Source organism: Lacticaseibacillus salsurivasis, from assembly GCF_036246225.1.
GTDB classification, from domain to species: domain Bacteria; phylum Bacillota; class Bacilli; order Lactobacillales; family Lactobacillaceae; genus Lacticaseibacillus; species Lacticaseibacillus salsurivasis.
The window spans coordinates 72,097-94,096 of record NZ_BTTP01000006.1 but is presented as its reverse complement, the minus strand read 5'-3'; the positions used below and the strand labels follow the sequence as shown (position 1 = coordinate 94,096).

Annotated in this window: 19 protein-coding genes; 13 read left to right on the top strand and 6 right to left on the bottom strand. The window is 53.4% G+C overall.

Annotation, left to right across the window (positions count from 1 at the left end):
• Positions 1-15 precede the first annotated feature (15 nt).
• Together AAA927_RS06505 and AAA927_RS06500 are read left to right on the top strand one after the other, a co-directional pair.
• Entirely contained in the window at positions 16-729 is a 714-nt protein-coding gene (locus AAA927_RS06505) for a deoxynucleoside kinase (RefSeq protein WP_204118232.1), read from the top strand.
• A 179-nt stretch (positions 730-908) separates the two neighbouring features.
• Complete coding sequence (locus AAA927_RS06500; protein WP_338216815.1) at positions 909-2,210, top strand: hypothetical protein; 1,302 nt, start codon at positions 909-911, stop codon at positions 2,208-2,210.
• Positions 2,211-2,341: 131 nt separating this feature from the next.
• Here the strand turns inward: AAA927_RS06500 and mnmG are convergent, their stop codons facing one another.
• The 6 genes from mnmG to rpmH form a co-directional block, all read right to left on the bottom strand.
• Positions 2,342-4,243 carry a tRNA uridine-5-carboxymethylaminomethyl(34) synthesis enzyme MnmG gene (mnmG, locus tag AAA927_RS06495; RefSeq protein WP_338216812.1) on the bottom strand — a complete coding sequence of 634 codons (1,902 nt, stop codon included), beginning with the start codon at positions 4,241-4,243 and terminating at the stop codon, positions 2,342-2,344.
• A gap of 11 nt (positions 4,244-4,254) precedes the next feature.
• Positions 4,255-5,643: a tRNA uridine-5-carboxymethylaminomethyl(34) synthesis GTPase MnmE gene (gene mnmE / locus AAA927_RS06490; RefSeq protein WP_338216810.1), complete on the bottom strand. Its 1,389-nt coding sequence runs from the start codon at positions 5,641-5,643 to the stop codon at positions 4,255-4,257.
• Positions 5,644-5,790: 147 nt separating this feature from the next.
• On the bottom strand, positions 5,791-6,549 hold the full coding sequence (jag, locus tag AAA927_RS06485; protein ID WP_338216808.1) for an RNA-binding cell elongation regulator Jag/EloR: 759 nt from the start codon (positions 6,547-6,549) through the stop codon (positions 5,791-5,793).
• 307 nt (positions 6,550-6,856) lie between these two features.
• Positions 6,857-7,684, bottom strand: a complete 828-nt coding sequence (locus AAA927_RS06480) for a YidC/Oxa1 family membrane protein insertase (RefSeq protein ID WP_338216806.1) — start codon at positions 7,682-7,684, stop codon at positions 6,857-6,859.
• A 40-nt stretch (positions 7,685-7,724) separates the two neighbouring features.
• Positions 7,725-8,084: a ribonuclease P protein component gene (gene rnpA, locus AAA927_RS06475; protein ID WP_125580734.1), complete on the bottom strand. Its 360-nt coding sequence runs from the start codon at positions 8,082-8,084 to the stop codon at positions 7,725-7,727.
• A 99-nt stretch (positions 8,085-8,183) separates the two neighbouring features.
• Positions 8,184-8,324: a 50S ribosomal protein L34 gene (gene rpmH / locus AAA927_RS06470; protein WP_003568442.1), complete on the bottom strand. Its 141-nt coding sequence runs from the start codon at positions 8,322-8,324 to the stop codon at positions 8,184-8,186.
• A 599-nt stretch (positions 8,325-8,923) separates the two neighbouring features.
• On the opposite strand from rpmH, the gene dnaA reads away from it, so the two are divergent.
• From dnaA to AAA927_RS06415, 11 genes are all read left to right on the top strand, one after another.
• Positions 8,924-10,273: a chromosomal replication initiator protein DnaA gene (gene dnaA / locus AAA927_RS06465; protein ID WP_204118240.1), complete on the top strand. Its 1,350-nt coding sequence runs from the start codon at positions 8,924-8,926 to the stop codon at positions 10,271-10,273.
• A gap of 179 nt (positions 10,274-10,452) precedes the next feature.
• Positions 10,453-11,595, top strand: coding sequence for a DNA polymerase III subunit beta (gene dnaN / locus AAA927_RS06460; RefSeq protein WP_338216787.1), 1,143 nt, complete (start codon positions 10,453-10,455; stop codon positions 11,593-11,595).
• A gap of 100 nt (positions 11,596-11,695) precedes the next feature.
• Positions 11,696-12,985, top strand: a complete 1,290-nt coding sequence (locus AAA927_RS06455; RefSeq protein ID WP_338216786.1) for a hypothetical protein — start codon at positions 11,696-11,698, stop codon at positions 12,983-12,985.
• 236 nt (positions 12,986-13,221) lie between these two features.
• Positions 13,222-13,437, top strand: a complete 216-nt coding sequence (gene yaaA / locus AAA927_RS06450; protein WP_125580742.1) for a S4 domain-containing protein YaaA — start codon at positions 13,222-13,224, stop codon at positions 13,435-13,437.
• Positions 13,434-14,549: a DNA replication/repair protein RecF gene (gene recF / locus AAA927_RS06445; RefSeq protein WP_338216783.1), complete on the top strand. Its 1,116-nt coding sequence runs from the start codon at positions 13,434-13,436 to the stop codon at positions 14,547-14,549. Before yaaA ends, recF begins: the two co-directional genes overlap by 4 nt.
• 27 nt (positions 14,550-14,576) lie before the next feature.
• Positions 14,577-16,541 carry a DNA topoisomerase (ATP-hydrolyzing) subunit B gene (gyrB, locus tag AAA927_RS06440; RefSeq protein ID WP_338216781.1) on the top strand — a complete coding sequence of 655 codons (1,965 nt, stop codon included), beginning with the start codon at positions 14,577-14,579 and terminating at the stop codon, positions 16,539-16,541.
• A gap of 343 nt (positions 16,542-16,884) precedes the next feature.
• Positions 16,885-19,524: a DNA gyrase subunit A gene (gyrA, locus tag AAA927_RS06435; RefSeq protein WP_338216779.1), complete on the top strand. Its 2,640-nt coding sequence runs from the start codon at positions 16,885-16,887 to the stop codon at positions 19,522-19,524.
• A gap of 274 nt (positions 19,525-19,798) precedes the next feature.
• Complete coding sequence (gene rpsF, locus AAA927_RS06430) at positions 19,799-20,095, top strand: 30S ribosomal protein S6 (RefSeq protein ID WP_125580750.1); 297 nt, start codon at positions 19,799-19,801, stop codon at positions 20,093-20,095.
• 27 nt (positions 20,096-20,122) lie between these two features.
• A complete protein-coding gene (gene ssb / locus AAA927_RS06425) occupies positions 20,123-20,689 on the top strand; it encodes a single-stranded DNA-binding protein (protein WP_338216775.1) in 567 nt (188 codons plus the stop codon).
• Between the two features lie 46 nt (positions 20,690-20,735).
• A complete protein-coding gene (gene rpsR / locus AAA927_RS06420) occupies positions 20,736-20,972 on the top strand; it encodes a 30S ribosomal protein S18 (RefSeq protein WP_125580753.1) in 237 nt (78 codons plus the stop codon).
• 444 nt (positions 20,973-21,416) lie between these two features.
• Positions 21,417-21,935 carry a ClbS/DfsB family four-helix bundle protein gene (locus AAA927_RS06415; RefSeq protein ID WP_338216772.1) on the top strand — a complete coding sequence of 173 codons (519 nt, stop codon included), beginning with the start codon at positions 21,417-21,419 and terminating at the stop codon, positions 21,933-21,935.
• The last annotated feature ends 65 nt before the right edge of the window (positions 21,936-22,000 follow it).

The window sequence follows — 22,000 nt, the reverse complement described above, 5'->3', positions numbered from 1 at the left end:
GAGAGAAGCAAACTTATGATTTATATCCTCGGGAGTATCGGCGCAGGCAAGACCTCGTTGACCAAAATTCTTTCAGCTGACCTCAACGCGCCAGCTTACTATGAAGACGTCGAAGGCAATGGGATGATTGCCAAAATGCTGCAGAAATTCTATTCCGCCGGTGAAGACAGCCGGAAAACCACCGGGACCATTTTGCAGATTGCCTTTTTGACTTACCGCTATCAGCAGCTCAAGAAAGCCATCATGCAGGAAAACGCCATTATGGACTCCTCACTGGAATCCGATTTCGTCATGGCGACTCAGCTGCATAACAACGGCGAAATCGATGACATTGACTACAACATCTATGTCACCTTGTCGCAGGAAATGCAGTCCAACGTCAACGGCAGCCCGTGGAACGGCCTGCCGGACCTGGCGATTTACCTTAAAATCGACCCCGACCACGAAATCGATGAGATTCAAAGCCGCGGTCGCGAAATGGAAGACATTCGCCAAAAGCCGGAGCTGGTGGCCTACTACAACCGCGTGAACCAAGCCTACCGCGACTGGTCGAAAGGCTACACCCGCGCCACCATGCTGACGATTGACCGTGACCACCTGGATTTCGTGAATAATCCGGAACATCGCAACATCGTGTTGGATCAGATTGAAAGCAAGCTGGTCGAACTCGGCAAACTCGCCCCAGCGCGGTACGCAGAGATTCAAACGGCCCGCCAAATCACGGCTTAATTGCCCGGGAAATCATCATCAACATTCTCCAAGCGACTCGCCATGGCGAGTCGTTTTTTTATTATTCCAAATCTGGATTGTGTGGGATGTCAACGCTTCCGAGTTAATCTGAAGTATGGTAATCTAAACTGGATAAATAATAGTTTTATAATTATTCAGTTAAAGGAGTTATTATCCTCATGGCAGAACAACCTAAACCCGCCTCCTCGCGCAAACGGAACCTGATCGTCATCGCGGTCATTGCACTGCTAGTGGCCGGCGCCAGTACTTATGGTCTCTGGTCCTCCGCTAAGAGCAAGCGTGAGGCCGCAGTATCCGAATCGGTCGGCTTTTTTCATCGTTATCAGAACTATCTGATCACGAAAGTCACCATTGACGGCAAGAAGCAACCTGCTTTGACGCTATATCCCCGCACCATCGACTATGACGACTTTTCGCTGGAGGACATGGGCGATACTGCCCCTTTGATTAAAATGGCCAAGCAAGGCACCAAAAATGTTGAACCTGGCACCAAACAGGCCCAGCAAGTGCAGGCGAATAACAAACTGGCGCATGATGTGGCCAATCTCACCACTTTGCAAAGTCTCGATCCGGAATACCTTAAAGAAGGCACCGTTTATCTTTTTACCGATGAAAATCCAGGCGATGGCACCAAGTTTGTCAATCATGTCATCAAGTTAGGCGATAAGATGATCGCGGCGCTTGGCAAAATGAAATGGCAAACCAACGAAGGCCGCAACTTTGCCACCAGTGAATTGGCCTATGTGAAAGCCGCCGTGGCCTTGATGCAAGAGCTAAAGCAAAACTATCCTGAAGCCTTGGATGCTTTGGTGATTGATGATGCTTTGGTCAACCTTGATGCCACCACCCGTGAGGAAATTGCGGCCAAATACAAACAGGTGAATAAGGTCGGTGGCGCCTCAAAGCACGCCTACATTTTCGCTGAAATGCCATCGCGCCTCACTGGTGAGGATTACGACTATGCCGTCGAACAGGCTGATCAAGCAGCAGAAGACGCAGCAGAAGACAGCGTGCCTGACGAAGACGACAGTGCGCCAATGCTGGAAAGTGGCAATATCGGCTCCCGAGACATTCTGGATCACACCACGGTCTCGTGGGTCGAAAATGACTCTGGTAATTACGACGTCTGGCTCGACAATGCCTCTGATACCTCGTTCAACCTGGCCAAAGAAGCAATCGTGCTTTCCCAAAGCAGCGAAGACTGGTCCGTGCGCCTAGTCAACTTCGATGGCGACGCCGACGACTTCCGCGCACTTCATGTCCTGCCAATCGGTGATACCACCAATGACGGCTGGTCTTGGTCGAAACTGTACTGCCCAGCCGGTTACCAACGCCGCATCATCACCAATGTGTCCTCAGACACCTTCGATAAGTTCTCCGATGGCTATGTGCTTTATGAATTCCCGCAAAGCGGGACGAGCTACATGACCTTAGGCAAACTGGAAATGAGCGATGATTAAGCCCACGGTATTGCCCGGGAAATAGCAGCAAGAGGCTTGTTGGTTAGCGGGCCCCGAAGGTTTTTTCGGTCAGTAAAATAGGCGCCATCACCGTGGTTTAGCCACGATGATGGCGCCTATTCGTTTGTTCTTTACGCGCCGACTTTGGCAATCTTGCCTTGTTCAATATACACAGACAAAATCGCGATATCAGCTGGGTTCACCCCGCTAATGCGGGTGGCTTGGGCCAGCGTTTGCGGCTGGATTTTGGTCAGCTTCTGGCGCGCTTCGGTGGCGAGGCCGTTAATCGCTTCGTAATCGATGCGATCCGGAATCTTCTTGGCTTCCATGCGCTGCAAACGGGCAATGCTTTGCTGCTCCTTGGCGATGTAGCCGGCGTACTTCAGGGAGATTTCGACTTCTTCGGTAATGGTATGATCCAGCGGCGTCGCCAGCGGGATGAATTGCATCAGGTCTTGATAGCTAACTTCTGGCCGCTTGAGGAAATCGCTGGCCAGCACGCCGTCCTTCAGTGGTGCCGCGTTGATTGAGGCCAGCCAGTCGTTGACCTGGCCTGGCTTCAGCCGCGTCGTCTGCAAACGCTGAATTTCGGCTGCAATGGCGGCTTTTTTGGCCTCAAACTGGGCAAACCGCTCATCAGAGATCAGGCCGAGTGCATGGCCTTTTGCCGTTAAGCGCAAGTCGGCATTATCATGCCGCAGCAGCAGGCGATATTCCGCCCGGCTCGTCAGCAGCCGATACGGCTCGTTGGTGCCCTTGGTGACCAAGTCGTCGATCAAGACCCCAATGTAAGCGTCAGAGCGGCTGAGCGTGAAGCTAGGCTTGTTCTGGGCGCGCAGAGCCGCGTTGATGCCGGCCATGATCCCTTGACCGGCGGCTTCTTCGTAGCCGCTGGTGCCATTCATTTGCCCGGCAGTGAAGAGGTTTTTCACCACTTTAGTTTCCAACGTGGCGGTCAGCTGCCATGGCTCGATGATGTCATACTCGATGGCATAACCGGGGCGCATCAATTCGGCATGCTGCAGGCCGGCAACGCTATGAAGCATCTTCAGCTGCACTTCTTCCGGCATCGACGTCGAGAAGTCGCCCACGTAGTATTCCTCCGTGTCGCGGCCTTCTGGCTCCAAAAACAGCTGGTGGCGCGGCTTGTCGGCAAAGCGCACGACCTTGTCTTCAATCGACGGGCAATACCGCGGGCCCACGCCTTTGATCACCCCAGAAAACATCGGCGCGCGGTCAAGGTTTTCGCGGATGATTTGGTGCGTCTTTTCATTGGTGTAGGTCATCCAGCAAGACATTTGATCTTTCAAATAGGCAGAATCCGGCGTTTCATAGGAGAACGCATGCGGCGCAACGTCGCCAGGCTGCTCTTCGGTTTGATCAAAATCGATGGAATGGCCCACCACCCGCGGCGGAGTGCCGGTTTTGAAGCGGCGCAGCTTGAAGCCGAGGTGTTCAAGGTCTTCCGAGAGCTTGATGGAAGGCAGCGAATTATTCGGGCCGCTGCTGTACATCAGCTCCCCGATGATGATTTTCCCCCGGGAGGAGGTGCCAGCCGTCAGCACGACGCTTTTGGCCCGATACCGGGCGCCAGTGGCCGCCACGACGCCCACGCACACGCCATCTTCCACCAGCAGCCGCTCCACCAGCCCTTGGCGCAAATCCAAGTTAGGTTCAGCTTCAATGGTCGCCTTCATCGAGCGGTGATAAGCGGCTTTGTCTGCCTGGGCGCGCAACGCGCGCACGGCCGGGCCTTTACCGGTGTTCAGCATCCGCATCTGGATGTAGGTTTTGTCGATGTTGCGGCCCATTTCGCCGCCGAGGGCATCGATTTCGCGCACCACGATGCCTTTAGCTGGCCCGCCCAAAGACGGGTTGCAAGGCATAAAGGCCAGCATTTCCAGGCTAATGGTGATCAGCAGGGTCTTTTGGCCCATGCGCGCCGCGGCCAGCGCGGCTTCACAACCGGCATGGCCGGCGCCGACCACGACCACATCGTAGGCGGCGGCTTCATATTCACGTACTTGTGGCATGTTTATCTCCTTTATTTTCCCAGACAAAATTGTGAAAACAGCTGGGTGATCAGCTCATCTGGCGCGGCATCCCCGGTAATTTCACCGAGTTTATCCCATGCTGCGGTCATGTCGATTTGCACCAGGTCAATTGGCATCCCCGCTTCTATGCCGGCCAGCACACTTTGCAGGCTGGCTTTGGCTTGCCGCAGCAGGCCGATCTGGCGGGAGTTAGTGACCATGACGGTGGTTTGGCTGTTTTCAATGCCGCCAAAGAACAAGCTGGCGATTTGCTGATCCAGCGCTGCCACCCCTTCTGCCTTCAAAATGCTGGTGCGAATCAGTTGTTCGGCAGGCACCAAGGCGGCCAGCTGGGTTTGATCCAGCTGGGCTGGCAAGTCTTGCTTATTCAGCACCACAATCCGCTTTTTATCAGCGGTGGCTTTGATCAGGGCTTTATCTTCGGCCGTGAGCGGCTGGCTGGCATCCAGCACCAAAATAATTAAATCCGCTTTGGTGATGGCTTGCCGCGAGCGTTCGACGCCGATTTTCTCGACTTTATCGTCGGTGTCGCGAATTCCGGCCGTATCCACCAACTTCAGCGGCACACCGCGCACGTTGACGTACTCTTCCAGCACATCGCGGGTGGTGCCAGGGACGTCGGTGACAATCGCCTTATCCTCGTGCATCATGTGATTGAGCAGCGAGGATTTACCGACATTCGGCCGACCGACAATCGCCGTGGCCAGCCCTTCGCGCAGCACCTTGCCTTGGCTGGCGGTTTGCAGCAGCTCATCCACGCGGCTCAGCACCAGTTGCGCTTTTTCCTGGAGCATTTTGGTGGTCATTTGGTCGGTGTCGTATTCCGGGTAGTCGATGTTCACTTCCACCTGCGCCAGCACTTCCAGAATCTCCTGGCGCAAGTTGGTGATTAGTCGCCGTAAATCGCCATCCAGCTGATCAACGGCGACTTGCATCGCACGGTCGGTTTTGGCGCGAATCAAATCCATCACCGATTCGGCTTCCGTCAGGTCAATGCGGCCGTTCAAAAAGGCGCGTTTGGTGAATTCACCCGGTTCCGCCATCCGGGCGCCAGCGCCGAGCAGCAGCTGCAGCACCCGGTTGGTGGAGACAATGCCGCCGTGGCAGTTGATTTCTACCATATCTTCGCGCGTATAAGTCTTCGGCCCGCGCAGCACCGACACCATCACCTCGTCGACAGTTTCGCCGCTATCCGGGTCGATGATGTGCCCATAATTAATCGTATTGGTCGGTACCTTCAGCAGATTTTTGCCGTGGTACACCTTGGCCGCGGTTTGCAGCGCCGCCTCGCCGGATAAGCGGACGATTGAAATCGCCCCTTCACCAGGCGGCGTCGAAATCGCGGCAATCGTATCGTAAGCGGTGATGGTTGTTCCCAAAATAACGCGTCCTTTCCCTGTCCAACAAAAAAAGCGCATCGCCACGACAAACCACGCCCTGAGGCTGGTCGATCGTGGACAAAGCACTTTGACTACTTTATCACCTGTTAAATTGTGCCTGTATCATACAAAACTTGACGGCAAATGTCAAAAACTGCGGTGGGAGCGCGGCGTAATCACGACATAGCGCCGCGGGTCCGTGCCTTCCGAATGGGTTTCGACATAGGCATTATCCGCCAGCGCTTGGTGAATGGCCTTGCGCTCAAACGACGGCATTGGGTCGAGGTACACCGCCGTGCCACGGGCGACAACTTCGCGCGCCGTTTTTTCGGCCAGACGCCGCACCGCTGTATCACGGCGTTCGCGGTAATCGCCGACATTCAGCATGATGGTCCATTTGCTTTTACCGTAGTGATTAAACTCGGTTTGGGCCAAAAATTGGATGGCATTGATGATTTTACCGTGCTTGCCAATCAGCAAGGCGTCTTTGGCGGTGGTCAAATCGAACCACACCTGATCGCCGCGCCGCTCGTTGTCGATGGTGGCGGCTAAGCCCAGCTGGTTGGTAATATCTTCCAAATAGCTTTGGACCAAGGCAATCGCGGTTTGGTCATCGCGTTTGGTGCCATCACGGCGCAACGCCTCTGGCAGCGGTGGCAAAGGCGGGCGACGCTTGGGCTTGGCTGGCTTTGGGGCGGGCACGGCTTCAGCTTCCGCGACTGCCGTGGCGGCATTGCTTGGTTCATTCAGCTGCAAGTTGACAATCGCTGGCTTGCGGCCGAGGCCGAGCACGCCTTTTTTCCCTTCTTGAACCACTTCCACGCTGATCTGATCCCGACCAGCTTGCATGGCTTCCAGTCCAGTGGCGATTGCTTTTTGAATCGTAGCACCCTGGAATGTGGGCATAAGATTCCCTCCTAGTTGTGCTTGGTGAAACGATGTGCGGAGTTGCGGGCTGTCTAGTTGCGCTCCGCCGAGCAACGGGAGAGCAGCTAGCTACGCACTAGCCCTCACCGCCAAAAAAAAGGCGGTAATGACTAGTGCTAGGCTACCTGTCCCCCTAAGTGCGCTCGGCTCCGCAGCCTGTCTCTAGTTGCGCTCCGCGGGGCAACGCCCGAGCAAATAGCTACGCTCTAAGCCTCACCGCCAAAAAACGGCGGCAATGCTTAGAGCTAGGCTATTTGTCGGGCTAAATGCGCCCCGCTCCGCAGCCTTATTTCCTTAACGCTCGCTTATAAGCTTTCCGCACGGCCTTTTTGTGGTCTTTTTCCGCTTGGGCTTTTTCTTGGCGTTCGCGGCGGAGTTTGAATGGGTTTTGCAGGAAGAAGGTCTGGCCGAGTGAGAAGGCGTTGGTGACGACCCAGTAAACGGCCAGGGCACTTGGTAAGTTAATCGCGAAGAATAAGATCATCAGTGGCGAGACGGCCGCCATGATCCAGTTGCTTGAGGTGCGAACCGGCTGGGCCATCGTTGAAACCACACTGGTCGCCAAGGTGAACAAGGCTGCCAGAATGGGCATGATGAAGTATGGGTCAGGTGAGCCCAGGTGAACCCACAAGAAGTCCCCGACTTTCAGGGCTGGGGTGCGCCAAATTGCCTGGTACAAGGCAATCAGGAAAGGCATCTGGACGACGATTGGCAGGCAGCCCATCACTGGGTTAACGCCGGCTTCGGCGTACACGCGCTGGGTTTCGTCCCGCAGTTTTTGCTGCGTGGCGCGGTCTTTGGCGCTGTACTGCTTTTGCAGGGCCTTGATTTCAGGCGCCACCGCCTGCTGCTTGGCCATACTCTTGATCTGCAGGTAGCTCAACGGGAAAATCAAGATCCGGATGATCAAGGTAAAGAGAATGATCCCGACCCCGGCATTACCACCAGAGATTTTGGCCAGCCATAGGACGAACTGCGCGGCGTTATAAATGACGTAGCGATCCCATGGGTTCGTGCTGGCCTTGGTGACAGTTGAGGTCCCGCAGGCAGTTAAGATGACGACCAAAGCTACCAACCCGAGGGTCAGCAGCAGCCGCTTAGTTGATTTCTTCACGAATAAGTCCTCCTAGATGACAGCTCCCTGCCATCCCTATCTATATAGTAGTAACATCTTGTGAAGCCAAAACGCCGGCCAGTTTAAGGACATGCACCAAGTTGCGCTTGGTTTCCGCCATATCTAGCTGGGTGGCGTGACGACGAGCGATCACGAGAAAGTCGGCTTGCGGGTCGAGATCAGGTTTGAGCTCGAGCAGCGATTGCCGGATGTAGCGTTTGATTTGGTTACGCATCACCGCAGTATGGGCGACTTTTTTGCCGACCGAAATCCCCACGCGAAAGTGTTTCTGATCGCGCTGCAGGTGATAGATGACAAAATTACGGTTCGCCACGGACTCGCCGTTTTCGAACACGTCTTGGAACTCATCTTCTTTTTTAATGCGGTAAGACTTTCGCAATGATACTCCCTCACAATCTGCTTTCTAGTATACAAGACAAGCCCTGACAGCGCACGGTTTATTAAGCAAAAAAAAACCACTGACGCGGTCAGTGGCTGTTTAGGCAGATAATACTTTACGTCCCTTAGCGCGACGACGAGCTAAAACTTTACGGCCGTTCTTGGTGCTCATGCGCTTCATGAAGCCATGAACGCGTTCGCGGTGCCGCTTTTTAGGTTGGAAAGTCCGTTTGGTGGTCATAGGAACACCTCCTATTTAGATTGCTATTTTAAAATGACGGTTTCACGCCAAATAACGAGTGCTTATTCAGACAACTTTTCATTATACGGATGACGCCTTGGCTCGTCAAGGATTACCGCAAAAAAGATGCGTCAAAAGTGCAGATTGCTCTGGGAAACACTGGCCAAAATTGTCCACAAAATTGGCCAAAATGGTGGTGAACATTGTGGACAACTTGTGCACGCCAATCTGGCCATTTTGGCTAATTCACGGGTTTTCCCCTGACTTATCCGCTAATTCACACCCTGTCAGTCCAGTTATCCACAAGCAATATTTTGCCTGTGTAAAACGTGTGAAACACGCATGATATCAGGTCTCGCGTTTCACAGTCAAATGTGGATAACTGCGTGAATCCGCGGTTTGACGTGGTCTTTCCCCACCCTTGAGGACAAGTTGTCCGCAAGTTGTGGAAGCCGCTTTTGATTTGGCCGTGAAACATGTGGAAAACTCCTGAAGCTGTGGAAAACTCTGAGGTGAAATGCTAAACTGAAAAAGCGATCATGGGCTTCCGCTTGGGCGGCTTACCCTTGAATTTTTAACACGTTGCGGAGGGGCTTCGGGTGCCAAATATCGATGAATTATGGGCTTATCTAGAAGAAAAATTCCGGGCAGAAATGACCCCGGTCAGCTTTACCACCTGGGTGGGGGCGGTTAAACCACTCACGTTGACCCAAACCACCATCACGCTGGGCGTGCCATCCCAGTTGCATAAAACTTATTGGGAACAAAATCTGGTCACCAAAGTCGTGGAATGGTGCTACGAGTTTGGTAATCTCGAAATCTCACCGGTGATCAAAATCGTCGGGGAAGAAGCGCCGGCCCAGCCGGTGGCCAAAAAAGCCGAGGAACCAGATCCCGGCGTCGTCCCGACCTTTAAAGAGAAAACGCACCTTAATAGTAAATACACCTTCGAAACCTTCGTCACCGGCAAAGGCAACCAAATGGCCCATGCCGCGGCGCTGGTGGTTTCGGAAGAGCCTGGGGTGCTGTACAATCCGCTGTTTTTGTATGGCGGAGTGGGCCTCGGCAAGACGCATTTGATGCAAGCCATCGGCCATCAGCTGCTGGAATACAACCCGCAAGCCAACGTGAAGTACGTCACCTCTGAGGCTTTTGCCAATGACTTCATCAATTCGCTGCAAACCAAAAAACAGGAACAATTCCGCCAGGAGTACCGAAACGTTGATCTGCTGCTAGTCGATGATATTCAGTTCTTCGGCGACAAAGAGGCGACCCAGGAAGAGTTCTTCCATACCTTCAACGCCTTATATGAGAACAAAAAACAAATCGTGCTCACTTCCGATCGCTTGCCCAATGAGATTCCTAAGCTGCAAGAGCGCCTGGTTTCCCGGTTCAAATGGGGCTTATCCGTTGATGTGACGCCGCCAGATTTGGAAACGCGGATTGCGATTTTGCGCAACAAAGCCAACGCCGAACACCTCGTCATTCCAGATGACACCTTGTCTTACATCGCCGGGCAAATCGACTCCAACGTCCGCGAACTGGAAGGGGCGCTGGTGCGGGTGCAGGCTTACGCCACCATGGAGCACGCCGATATTACCACTAGCATGGCGGCGGAAGCGTTGAAGAGCCTCAAGCTGTCGAGCAAAGACAACGAGCTATCCATCAGCCACATTCAAGAAATCGTGGCGAAGTACTACCAGATTTCGGTCAGCGATTTGAAGGGCAAAAAGCGCGTCAAACAAATTGTGATGCCGCGGCAAATCGCCATGTATCTTGCCCGCGAAATGACGGAAAGCAGCCTACCGAAGATTGGGCAAGAATTCGGCGGCAAGGATCACACCACGGTCATTCATGCCCACGAGAAAATCACCGAAGCGATGACGCTAGATGATAATCTCAAGGCCCAAGTGATCGAACTCAAGAACCGGCTACACAATCGGGGCTAAATCGCCATGTGGACAAGTGCTCAAAAACTTGGCCACTTGTCCGCTGACTTATCCACATGTGAACAACCGCAGAATCTCGCGTTTCACTAAGTTATCCACATGACCCACAGACCCTACTACTATTACTTAAAAAGCGTATGATATAGATAACGCTTAACGCTTGGGAGGACGAAACCAAAATGAAATTCACGATCACGCGTGCTACTTTTATCAAGTCACTGAATGATGTTTCTCGGGCCATTTCAACCAAGACCACCATTCCGATTCTGACCAACCTGAAATTGGACCTGACCGACACCGCTTTGATTTTGACCGGGAGCGATGCCGACATCTCGATTGAATCCAAAATCGATGCCACCAGCGAAACCAATGATCTGCAGGTGCAATCAACCGGCAGCATCACCTTGCCAGCCCGGTTCTTTAGCGAAATCGTCAAGCGCCTGCCAGAAAAGACCATGACCGTGGACGTTCAGGATAATTTCCAGACTGTCATCACCAGTGGCCAATCTGAATTTAAGATCAATGGCTTGGACGCCAATAACTACCCGCGCCTGCCAGAAATCGCCGCGGAAAATCCTTTGACCGTGCCAGCAGATGTCCTGCGGCAGCTGATTGCGCAAACCGTCATTGCCGTTTCGACCCAAGAAACCCGGCCGATTTTGACTGGGGTCCACATTCAGATTCAAAATGGCCAACTGATTGCAGTGGCGACTGATTCCCATCGCCTGGCCCAGCGCGTGCTGGAATTGCCTGCAGCTGCTGGCGCCGACTATGATGTCATCATTCCAGGGAAGAGCCTGATTGAACTGGGCCGGACCCTGACCGATGACATTGAAACTGTGGAAATTCGTTTTGCGGACAATCAAGTGTTGTTTATTGCTGGCAATACGTTATTTTACTCCCGGCTGCTTGAAGGCAACTACCCTGACACCAGCCGCCTGATTCCAACCAGCAGCACCACGACCATCGAATTCGATGCGCCAACCTTGCTGTCAGCGATTGGCCGCGCCAGCCTGCTGAGTCACGAAAGCGCCAATAACGTGGTCCGCCTGAACTTGAACGCCGATCAGCAAACCGCCACCATTTACGGCAATTCACCAGATGTCGGGAATGTGGAAGAAGCGCTGCAGTTCACCAACCTGACCGGTGACAACTTGGAAATCTCCTTCAACCCTGACTACATGAAGGACGCGCTGCAAGGCGTTGGCCAAACGACGATTGAGTTGGCCTTCACCGCGCCACTGCGGCCGTTTACGCTGGTGCCTTCAGAAGATAAGACCCATTTCATCCAGCTGATCACGCCAGTGCGGACGTTCAGCTAAGTTCAATCAGCATGACCTTGGCCACTCCCTGTGAGTGGCCTTTTTTGTTGCCCCGCGAAATCTCTTTTTAGCAGCGGTTCAAGCTAAAAGGAGAAGTAACATGAGCAAAAGCGTGTGGCTGTTACTCGTACTGGCATGGTTTGGGCTACGTGGCCGGCCGGTGCAAGCGGCAGATGATCTGTTATTTGAAAACGTCACATGGGGTCCCGTCACGCCAGGGTTTGCCTTTGCGCCGCCGACGGAAGTGTGGGCGGAAATTGATAAAGAAGGAGTGCTGGCCATTGGCTACGCCGACAAGCTAAGCGTCCCTACACCCTTTGCCATCATTGATGTGACACCGATACTTGAGCAAGGGAATGCCGAGGTGACTGTGATCAACAAGACCAGCAACATTTATTACTTCATGATTGTCCCCCATGAGTTGGGTGACATCCAATTCCGTGTTCATGTGGTCAGGAGGAATACCGAAGCCACCGTTTACGATTTTTCACTAACGGTCCATGTGCTTGAGCATTTGCCACCGAATTTAAAAGTCAACGTGGCTGACAAGACCCTTTTGGACTATATACCGGTACAAGTCTTTTTGGTTGATGAGCAAGGTCGTAAATATCTTTCATCGGTAAAACGACCAACGCCAACAGGGCAGATTTTGATGCAACCATCATTGATCGTCCCAAGCGGGCTAGGGGCTTCGAAGCTACCGAATGAAACCTTCACTTATTTTCTGGACGAACAAAACAGGGGCTCGGTGACGATTGTTCATCAACCGGCGCCAACGTTTTTCGTACCTGGTCAACAATTACTACTAAGGGCGCCTATCATCTTGAGTCAACCGCAAGAGAACGCCCGGTTGACCTGGGCCCTGAAAAAGCCGACTGGCGTGGCAGTGGCAACAGTCAGTCACTTGGTGAACGCTACGCAAACCGTGTCCTTTTCACCGGAGCAGGTGGCGCTGGCCCAGACGATCAGCATGACGTTGAGTTTTTCGACTACCAACCTCAATTATCCGGCCAGTCCACTCCAACCCATCACGCCGCTCGCCGCAACCCCGTTATTTGGCGGCAGCGTGTCCCTCCAGACCCTAGCCACCCAGGCGGTGCGCTTGCCTGCCTTATGGCCGGCGCTGCCGATTCAGGCGATGGGCAGCTGGCAATTGTCCCTCACAGTGAGCAGCGATTTGCCAGTGCCGTATTATCTTGAACTGGGCACAGCATTTGCCAATCAGCAGGTGACGCCAAGCACCACCGCGCAGTTGGCAGGCCGGGACAATCAGATGCTTGCCTTGAGCGAAGCCGCTTTGGTGATTTTGCCGACGACCAGGCTCTTGGCCGGGCGCTATGCGGTCACAATTCATTTTTTATTAGTGCGCGGACCGTCCTCTTTTCAGTAAAACGCTAATTTAGCCATTTTGCGGTGGCGATTCTTGCCTAAAACGCGAGAATGGCCTTTTTTTGCGTTTTGGGCCAAAAAGGAGGGGGACACGTATCCCAGCCTAGCCTCCGATTTAATTGGCTGATAACGCCTTTAAACGCGAAATTGGATTGAAGGCACGCCTTAAAAACGGTATAATATATAAGTAATGAATCGCGCTTTTGCGATATTTTTAGCGCCAAAGGAGGGGCTACGATGACGACGGTTCCAATTACGACCGCGTTCATCACTTTAGGGCAACTGTTGAAAGATGCCGGGGTGATCGATAGCGGTGGGGCAGCGAAACATTTTCTCAGAGAAAATCGAGTGTTAGTGAATCAAACGCCGGAGGACCGGCGTGGTCGTAAGCTAGAAGCAGGAGATGTGGTGCAGCTCGAAGATGGCACCACGTTGACTGTTGAACGGGCGTGAAGCTTGAGCATCTAACCCTTCGCAATTATCGGAATTACGCGCAAGTCGACACCGACTTTTCCCCGCAGATCAATGTCTTGATCGGCGAAAACGCGCAAGGCAAAACCAATTTGCTGGAGGCGGTGTATGTGTTGGCGTTAGCACGAAGCCATCGCACCAGCAATGACAAGGAGCTGATTCGCTTCGGTGAGCAATTTGCCAAGGTGTCCGGTAGTGTCAGTCGCAGCCGCGGCTTGACCCAACTGGAACTGATCATTTCGACGCAAGGCAAACGCGCGCGGGTCAACCGCATCGAGCAGCCGAAACTATCACAGTACTTAGGTCAGTTCAACGTGGTGCTGTTTGCGCCAGAGGATCTGGCGATTGTCAAAGGCAGTCCAGCGAACCGGCGGCGCTTCATCGACATGGAGTTCGGCCAGATGAGCGGGAAATACCTGTACAACTTGACCCAGTACCGGGTGATGTTGAAGCAGCGCAATGCCTACCTCAAGCAGCTGAAGTTTCATCAGGCGAAAGACATGGTTTACCTCGATGTCTTATCCGATCAACTCGCGGCCTATGGTGCCGAAATCGTGGCCGCGCGGGAAACGCTACTTCAGCAAATGGCCGGCTTTGCCGCGACCATTCATCAAGACATCACCAAAGGCAAGGAAACCTTGACCTTTGCGTATCAAACCCAGGTGCCGGAAAAAGCTCGTGGCAGCGTCGAGGAGGCGTATCACGCCTTTGAGGAGCTGTATGCCGAGCATCGCCGCCGCGAAGTCGAGCAAGGCACCACCTTGGTGGGACCGCACCGCGATGATGTGGCGTTTATCGTTAACGATAAAAACGTGGCGAATTTTGGTAGCCAAGGCCAGCAGCGCACCACCGCGTTGGCCGTCAAGCTGGCAGAAATCGACTTGATGAAGGCGCAAACCGGTGAGTATCCGGTGCTGCTGCTGGATGATGTGCTTTCTGAGCTGGATGATATGCGCCAGACCCATCTGTTGAAGGCCATTCAAAACAAAGTCCAAACGTTTTTAACTACCACCAGTTTGGATGGTATTGCCCAGGAAATAATCGAGACCCCTGCGGTCTTTCACGTGAATAACGGGGTGCTAGCGGCCGATTAGGCGCCGCCCGTAAGGAGGAACACAAGCGTGGCTGAAGATCAAGAAACGCAAGAAGAAAAGAAAGAAGAACTCGCCGCTGAATACGATGCGAGTCAAATCCAAGTCCTTGAAGGTCTGGAAGCGGTCCGGAAGCGGCCAGGGATGTACATCGGGACGACCTCAAGCCAAGGGCTGCACCATTTGGTTTGGGAAATTATCGATAACGGGATTGATGAGGCGCTGGCCGGTTTTGCCACCCGCATCAACGTGATTGTGGAACCTGATAACTCCATCACCGTCACCGATGATGGGCGCGGGATTCCGGTTGATATCCAGAAGAAAACCGGGCGCCCAGCGCTGGAAACGGTCTACACGATTTTGCATGCCGGCGGTAAGTTTGGCGGCGGCGGGTATAAGGTGTCTGGCGGGCTGCATGGGGTTGGTGCCTCCGTCGTCAACGCCTTGTCCACCGAGCTGGATGTTGTCGTCACGCGTGGCGGCAAGCGCTACTACATTGACTTCAACCGCGGCAAAGTGAAGACCCCGATGAAGATCATCGGCGATGCGCCGGAGCACGAACACGGCACCAAGGTTCACTTTGTGCCAGATCCGGACATTTTTACCGAAACCACGGTTTATGACGATAAAATTCTGACCCAGCGCATTCGCGAATTGGCCTTCTTGAACAAAGGCCTGAAGTTGACCTTCACCGATAAGCGCGCAGAAACGGCGGAAACGCTGGTGTTCCACGCAGAAGGCGGCATCAAGGAATACGTCGAATACCTGGATAAAGGCAAAGACAACCTGCTCGACGAACCGATTTACGTGGAAGGCAAGCAAAACGACATCAATGTCGAAGTGGCCTTGCAATATGCCACCAATGGCTATGCTTCCACGCTCCTGACGTTTGCCAACAACATTCATACCATCGAAGGCGGGACGCACGAAACCGGCTTTAAGGCGGCGTTAACGCGGGTCATCAATGACTACGCGCGCAAGTCCGGCGCCTTGAAGGACAACGATGACTCGCTGTCTGGGGAAGATGTGCGGGAAGGCATGACCGCGGTGGTGTCCGTGAAGCACCCAGATCCGCAGTTTGAAGGGCAGACCAAAACCAAGCTTGGTAACGCTGATGCCCGCACCGCGGTGGACCGCATGTTCTCCGAGCATTTTTCTAAGTACTTAATGGAGCACCCAACGCAGGCCAAGCAGCTGGTGGATAAAGCCATGCTGGCCAGCAAGGCACGGGCCGCAGCCAAGCGCGCCCGGGAAGTCACCCGCAAAAAGAGTGGGCTGGAAATCTCCAACTTGCCAGGGAAACTAGCGGATAACTCCAGTAAAGATCCGGAAATCTCCGAATTGTTCATTGTCGAAGGGGACTCCGCCGGCGGTTCCGCTAAGTCGGGTCGCAGTCGCTTGACTCAAGCCATCTTGCCGATTCGTGGGAAGATTTTGAACGTGGAAAAGGCCAGCATGGAACGCATTTTGGCCAACGAAGAAATTCGGACGCTGTTCACTGCCATGGGCACGGGCTTTGGCGATGAATTCGATGTCAGCAAGGCCCGGTATCACAAGCTGATCATCATGACCGATGCCGATGTCGATGGCGCTCATATTCGGACGCTACTTTTGACGCTGATTTATCGCTACATGCGCCCGCTGCTCGAAGCTGGTTATGTCTACATTGCCCAGCCGCCGCTGTATCGCGTGCGCCAAGGCAAAATGATGCAGTACATCGATTCGGATGAAGAACTGGCGAATGTGATGGGGCAACTGCCGCCATCACCGAAGCCAGAAATTCAGCGGTATAAAGGGCTCGGGGAAATGGATGCCAACCAGCTGTGGGAAACCACCATGGACCCAGACAAGCGCCGCTTGCTGCGCGTGTCACCTGAAGACGCGGAAAATGCGGATGGCATCTTTGAGATGCTGATGGGCGATCAAGTCGGCCCTCGCCGCGAGTTCATTGAAGAAAATGCCGTTTACGTCGACACCAAGAATATCGATGCCTGATTAAGCAGGAACGGTTGGGGGTGCGGGAGGCGTCGAGCTAAATGCGCCCCGCTTCGCAGCCTGAATAGTTGCGCTCCGGTCGGCAACGCCTGAGTGAATAGCTACGCCCAAGACCTCGAAGCCAAAGAACGGCTTCAATGCCTTGAGCTAGGCTATTCATCAGGCTAAGCCCGCCGACCTTCGCAGCCTGAATAGTTGCGCTCCGGGTGGCCAACGCCCGAGCAGCTAGCTACGCCAGAAGCCTCACCGCCAAAAGCGGCGGCAAGACTTCTGGCTAGGCTATCTGTCGGGCTAAGTGCGGCCACCCTCCGCAGCCTGATATAGAGAGGAGACCTTTTGCTTTATGGATGATCGTCAAGAAAGCCGGATTACCAATGTTAATCTAGCTAAAACGATGAAAACCTCATTCTTGGAGTACGCGATGAGTGTTATTGTGGCGCGGGCTTTGCCTGACGTGCGCGATGGACTCAAGCCGGTGCAACGCCGGATTTTGTACGGCATGAATGAACTCGGCGTGACGCCAGATAAGCCTTATAAGAAGTCGGCCCGGATTGTCGGGGATGTCATGGGGAAATATCACCCCCATGGGGATTCCTCGATTTACGAAGGCATGGTGCGCATGGCGCAGGACTTCTCATATCGCTATATGCTGGTTGATGGTCACGGGAACTTTGGCTCTGTCGATGGGGATGGCGCCGCAGCGATGCGTTACACCGAAGCTCGGATGAGTAAAATCACCCTGGAAATGCTGCGCGACATCAACAAAGACACCATTGATTACCAAGACAACTATGATGGTTCCGAAAAAGAACCGGTCGTTTTGCCAGCGCGCTTCCCGAATTTGCTGGTCAACGGCGCCACTGGGATTGCGGTGGGGATGACCACCAATATTCCGCCACATAACCTAGCCGAAGTCATTTCGGCCCTGCACATTTTGATGGATAACCCGGATGCCACCACCGCCGATTTGATGACGGCTTTGCCTGGCCCTGACTTTCCTACCGGGGCGCTGGTGATCGGAAAGTCCGGCATTCGCCACGCCTATGAAACCGGGAAAGGCACCATTATCGTGCGCGCCAAAACCGAGATCCAGACGGAAAAGAGTGGCAAGGAACGTATCATTGTCACCGAAATTCCATACATGGTGAACAAAGCCAAGCTGGTTGAACGCATTGCGGAACTGGCGCGGGAAAAGAAGATTGATGGTATCACCGACCTGAACGATGAATCGGACCGTGATGGGATGCGGATTACCATCGACGTACGCCGCGACATGAGTGCCAGCGTGGTTTTGAATAACCTGTTCAAGCTGACCCCGATGCAAACCGGGTTCTCCTTCAACATGGTCGCCATTGTCAACGGCGCGCCGAAGACCCTTAGCTTGAAGGAAATCCTGACCTACTACCTGCAGCATCAGGAAATCGTCATTCGCCGGCGGACCGAATTCGACTTGAAGAAAGCCGAAGCCCGGGCCCACATTTTGGAAGGCTTGAAGATTGCGCTGGACCACATCGACGAAATCATCAGCATTATCCGCGGCAGTGAAACCGGCGATAAGGCGAAGGTCATCTTGATGGATAAGTTCTCGTTATCCGACAAGCAAAGCCAAGCCATTTTGGATATGCGGCTAGTGCGGCTGACCGGTTTGGAACGCGAGAAGGTCGAAAATGAATACAACGATGTCTTGGCCGCCATTGCCGACTACAAAGACATCTTGGCGAAGCCGGAACGCATTCACCAAATCATTTACGACGAACTGCTGGAAATCCAAAAGAAGTTCGGCGACAAGCGCCGCACGGAACTGCTGGTTGGTGAAGATCTGACCATTGAAGATGAAGACCTCATCGAAGAGGAAAATGTGGTCATCACGTTGACGCATAATGGTTACGTCAAGCGCTTGCCAGCTGATGAATTCAAGAGCCAAAACCGCGGCGGTCGCGGCGTTCAGGGCATGGGTGTGCATGATGATGACTTCGTGGAACACCTGGTCACCACCTCGACGCATGACCTGCTACTGTTCTTCACCAACACCGGGAAAGTCTACCGCAGCAAGGGTTACGAAATTCCGGAATACAGCCGCACCGCGAAGGGCATCCCAATCATCAACTTGCTGGGCATTGACAATAACGAAAAGGTGCAAACGGTCATCAACATCAAGCCGCATGATCCAGAAAGCGACGAGGATACCAGCAACGATTACCTCTTCTTCGTTACCCGCAACGGGATTGTCAAGCGCACGCCGGTCAGCGACTTCTACAACATTCGCAAAAACGGTCTGATTGCCTTGAACATGAAGGACGGGGATGAACTGAGTAACGTCATTGCGACGCATGCCGATGACATCATGTTTATCGGCACGCACCTTGGCTACTCGGTCACCTTCAAGGCCGAGGACGTCCGCAGCATGGGCCGCAGCGCTACTGGGGTCCGCGGTGTGCGCCTGCGTGAAGGCGATTATGTCGTTGGCTCCGATATCTTGAAGCCAGATTCCGAAGTCTTTGTCATTTCCGAAAAGGGTTACGGCAAACGCACTGCCGCCAGCGAATACCCAATCAAGGGTCGCGGCGGTAAGGGGATTAAGACGGCGAATATCACCAGCAAGAACGGTCCGCTGGCGGGCGTCACCACGGTTACCGGTGAGGAAGACATCATGGTCATCACCGATGCCGGTGTCATGATTCGTTTCAGCAGCCAAACCGTTTCCCAAACTGGTCGCAGCACGCTCGGCGTGCGACTGATCCGGGTTGATGAAGGGTCGAAGGTTGCCACCATGGCGAAATTGGATCCAGAACCAGACGAACCAGATACGCCAACTGAAGCTGCCGCTGATGCCAAGCCAGCTGAAGGCGCAGAAACAGCCGCAGACGGCGCGAACACCGACGCCCCAGCAGGAGACGTTGATGCCCAGGTCAACGAGCTCCTGCGCCGCGCTGAGGCCGATCAGGATGATCAGGCTACCGATGACGACGAGAATCAGGACTAAGCAACTGAATGACGAAAGCCAAGACCGAATGAGGTCTTGGCTTTTTTGTTTTTTTGAGGAAGCAGGACAGCTTTTTGCGTATTTATTAGCTAGAGGCAGTGTTAAGGGTAATCCTGATTCTGCGTCTCGCACACAGAACCTAGCCAGCGAATTAGCTTGAGTCGAACCGTTTTGTATGATAGACTACTAGCTTGTGAGCATGTGCCCTTTGGCGCGTGCTGACTCCTTGCCCCAGGGAATGGGGCCAAAAGTCCATAAGGAGGTGAACTGTCAAATGGCTGAAACTAAGTATGAAGTAACTTACATTATTCGTCCTGATATCGACGAAGAAGCAAAGGCTCAACTGGTTGAACGTTTTGACAATATTCTGAAGGAAAATGGTGCCAACATCATTGATTCCAAGGATTGGCAAAAGCGTAAGTTTGCTTACGAGATCAAGAAGTACTCGGAAGGCACTTACCACATCGTTAACCTGACCGCTAACGATTCCAAGGCGATTGACGAATTCGACCGTCTTGCCAAGATCTCTGGCGATATCCTTCGTCAAATGATCGTCGTTCGCGAAGACTAGTTTTCGTAAAAAAGGGGGCGCATCGGGATGATCAATAACGTTTCATTAACCGGCCGCTTAACGCGGGATGTTGATTTACGTTACACCCAAAGTGGGACCGCTGTTGGGACATTCACCCTTGCCGTTGATCGGCAATTCACGAATGCTCAAGGGCAGCGAGAGACCGACTTCATCAACTGTGTGATCTGGCGTAAAAGCGCTGAAAACTTCAGCAACTTTACCCGTAAAGGTTCCATGGTTGGCGTTGAAGGCCACATCCAAACGCGGAATTATGACAACAACGCCGGTCAACGGGTATACGTGACCGAAGTTGTCGTTGAGAATTTTGCGTTGCTCGAAAGTAAGGCGACCACGCAAGCGCGGCCGTCCGAACCAGCAAACCCGCAAGGCGGCAATGGTGCATCGTATGGCAGTCAGCCGCAGTTCGGTGGCAATAGCCAGCCAACTCAGCAAACGCCTAACTTTGGCCAGAACCCCGCACCATCGCAACCTGCAAGCCAAGGCAACCAGCCTGCGCAACCAGATAATAGTGCCGATCCGTTTGCCAATAATGGTAAAACCATCGACATTTCCGATGATGATTTGCCGTTCTAGGAATACAGCCGTTTTTGGCTGATCAATGAGAAAAGGAGTGATTTCCATGGCACAACAACGTCGTGGTGGCCGTCGTCGTCGTAAAGTCGACTTCATCGCCGCTAACCATATCGAATATATCGACTACAAAGACACGAACTTGTTGGAACGGTTCATCTCTGAACGTGGTAAGATTTTGCCACGTCGGGTAACCGGCACCAGCGCTAAGAACCAGCGTAAGCTGACGATCGCAATCAAGCGGTCCCGGATCATGGGTCTTTTGCCATTCGTTGCTGAAGACTAATCTGGTTTTCCTCCCGCCCCTCGGCATTTGCTGAAGGACGGGATTTTTTTGTGTTTAGGCTACTCGTCGAGCTAAATGCGCCCCGCTTCGCAGCCTGATATAGTTGCGCTCCGGGTGGCCAACGCCTGAGCAGCTAGCTACGCCGGAAGCCTCACCGCCAAAAAGCGGCGGTAATGCTTCCGGCTAGGCTACCTGTCAGGCTAAGTGCGGCCACCCTCCGCAGCCTGATATAGTTGCGCTCCGGTCGGCAACGCCTGAGTGAATAGCTACGCCCAAGGCCTCGAAGCCAAAGACCGGCTTCAATGCCTTGAGCTAGGCTATTCATCAGGCTAAGCCCGCCGACCTCCGCAGCCTCACTTGCAAATTCCGAACATTAGGACGATGATGAAGGGTGGAGAGATGAACTGGTGCGCTTTTATGTCAATTCCTTAGGAGGCGATTTTATTGGCAAAACCACACTCAAGACAATCCTTGATCTTGGCAACGCATGAGAACTTTGAGCAACTCGAGCATATTTTGACGTCATTGTCGGCTGCCGATCGCAAGCGGGAATTTCCGTTTAAGGGGCGCGACCGCAATGTGCGGGATGTGCTGGTGCAGGTCGCAGCTTGGCAGAAGATGTACCTTGATTGGAGCACGGCTAACTTAGCCGGGGAGGCCAAGCGTTTCATGCCCAAGCCTTACACCTGGCAAACGAGTGGCAAGTTGAGTCAACGCATTTGGCAGCAAAATCAAGCGACCACCTATGCCGAGGCGCACAAGGCGCTGGTGAGTCTGCATGAGGCGCTCATGGCTCAGTTTGAGGCCAGGACCAACGAGGAACTGTTCCTAAAAGGGTTTTACGATTGGACCGGGGCGCTGAGTCTCGGCGAATATGCCGCAATGGTGGGGCCGAGTCATGATGCTTGGGCCATCAGAGTGCTAAAGCATTATCGGCAGCACTTAACCGTCGCGTCTAATTAAGCAAAAACGGTCATTTGACCGTTTTTTTATGCGTTGAATCGCTTCAGTAAAATCAGTACAATCAA